This is a genomic window from Azospirillum sp. B4, from assembly GCF_000333275.1.
Taxonomy (GTDB): Bacteria; Pseudomonadota; Alphaproteobacteria; order Azospirillales; family Azospirillaceae; genus Nitrospirillum.
In genome coordinates this window covers 1-2,054 of record NZ_BACU01000681.1, presented here as the reverse complement: position 1 = coordinate 2,054, position 2,054 = coordinate 1, and the positions used below count along the sequence as shown (strand labels likewise).

Annotated in this window: 2 protein-coding genes; one reads left to right on the top strand and one right to left on the bottom strand. The window is 68.4% G+C overall.

Features of this window, described 5'->3' with window-relative positions:
- The first annotated feature begins 150 nt into the window (after window positions 1-150).
- Window positions 151-462: an alkylphosphonate utilization protein gene (locus I55_RS30630; protein WP_044564516.1), complete on the top strand. Its 312-nt coding sequence runs from the start codon at window positions 151-153 to the stop codon at window positions 460-462.
- A 9-nt stretch (window positions 463-471) separates the two neighbouring features.
- Here the strand turns inward: I55_RS30630 and I55_RS30625 are convergent, their stop codons facing one another.
- Complete coding sequence (locus I55_RS30625; RefSeq protein ID WP_085940154.1) at window positions 472-2,007, bottom strand: S41 family peptidase; 1,536 nt, start codon at window positions 2,005-2,007, stop codon at window positions 472-474.
- Window positions 2,008-2,054: the final 47 nt, after the last annotated feature.

Below are 2,054 nucleotides of genomic sequence, written 5' to 3'. Positions count from 1 at the left end.
ATCACTGCCCAGGCCACATATCGGCACGTGACGACCAGCCGCCCTTCGGGGCGGCTTGTCGTATCCGTTCCATTCCGGGACCTGTTGCCGCCATGGCACCATCGACCGGTGCCGGCGTCCATGGCTCGCGCCTAACGATTGGGTTTCCTGATGAACGGTTCGGCTGACGAAGAATTTGTTTATGACGAGGCCAGCGGCGAGTGGATCCCGGCCAGCCAGGTGGCGGCGAACGCGGCCGCCGCCGGCGCGGTCGAGGTGCGCGATTCCGTGGGCAACCTGCTGGCCGACGGCGACAGCGTGACCCTGATCAAGGACCTGAAGGTCAAGGGTGCCAACCAGGTGCTGAAGCGCGGCACGGTCATCCGCTCCATCCGCCTGACCGGCGACGCCCAGGAGATCGACTGCCGCCACGACACCATCAAGGGCCTGGTGTTGCGGGCGGAGTTCGTGAAGAAGGGCTGAGCCGGACTCTTAGTGTGGGACTGGGCCCGTGGCGGCGATCGCCGCGGCCCGTTGAAGCATGGCGTCGTCGGGGGTTTCGATCAACGGGGCCGGGATGGCGATGTCCGGCGTCACCCCCAAGGCGCGGATGTCGCCATTGGGGCGCACGATGTGCGCCTTGGGGAAGCCCACGGCGATGCCGGTGGCGGGCAGGGTGAATCGCTCCATGGCGCCATAGGCGGTCGCCATGTCGGTGGTCGCCTCGCCCAGGATCTTGCCGAAGCCGTAGTCCTGTAGGGTGGCGGCGACGGCCACCGCGTTGGAATAGGTGTGCCGATCGATCAGGGCGTACACCGTGCCCTGGAACCGTCCGTCCAGGTTGGGCTGGGTTTCCGGAAGGGTGAAGTCGACGACCTCGCCGGGTTTGGCGGTGGCGTACAGGTCGGCGAAGCGGCGGGAGATGGGGCCGGCCGCGACGGCATCGTGCAGGATCCGGTCCTGGTTGGCCGCGACGGCATCGGCGCTGACCCGTATCTTGAACGATGAGAAGAAGCGATAGGGCCGGTCGGCGATCCAGGAGACCATGACATCGCTGAACAGGCTGTCCCCGCCGGGATTGCCGCGCAGGTCGATGATCAGGCGGTGCACGTCCTTCGCCGCGAACATTTCGAAAGCGTTGGTGATGAAGGTCCGGAACGCGGTCACGTCCCACTCGTCCGCGCCGGTCTTGGCGGCTTCGTTATAAAACGGGCCGGGGCGCAGGTAGCCGACGCCATTGGCCAGGACGCGGGCGTCCCGCAAGGGATGCTCCAGGTCCAGGCGGGGAGGCTGCCGGCCGGCCGCCGCCGCGATTTCCGTCGCCGTCCGCGCGGCGACGTCGGCGTCGAGCACGCCGCCGGTGGCCGTCTTCACGCTGACCTTGAACCGGGGTCGGGCGCCGCCTTCCACCCACAGGTACATGGGGAAATCATATTCCAGGATGCTGTCCGCCAGCGCCGCCGTCTCGGCCGAGACATGGCTGCGCGTGCGCGCCAACCAGCGCGCCGCCGGCACCCCGTCGATGGCCAGGATTTCGCCGCCCGGCGGCAACTGCGGGACGTCGCTGAGATTGGCGGCGATATGGAGGTGGCCGTCCTGGATGCGGACGGTGAAGGGGAACGCCCGCCCACCCGCCTTCTGGTAGGCCGCCCAGGCGCCGTAGACGCCCTCGACCCGCGCATGGCCCTGGTGGGCCGCCGCCGCGAGGCGCTGGAACCGCGTCTCCGCGTGGGCGCGCGTCAGGGGCCCTGTTATTCCCGCCCGCAGCGTCCGGTGAAGCCTGTCCATCTCCGCCTCCGGGGTGAAGGCGTAAAGGTTGAAGGCGTCGGCCTTCAACCGCTGATACAGCATGTCCAGATCCGCCCGCACCTGGTCGGCGGGATAACTGACCTGGGCGGCGGGTTGCGCGGTTGCCGGGGGCGGGTTGAGCGCCAGGACGCCCAAGGTCAAGACGCCCAGGGCCAGGATGTAAAGAACCACCCCGGTCCGAACGCGGCGCCCCATCTGCATGCTGGATGCGTGTCGCATGATCCCCCCGTCGCTGTATTCGCCCCTAGGTGCTTCAATCCGGGGCC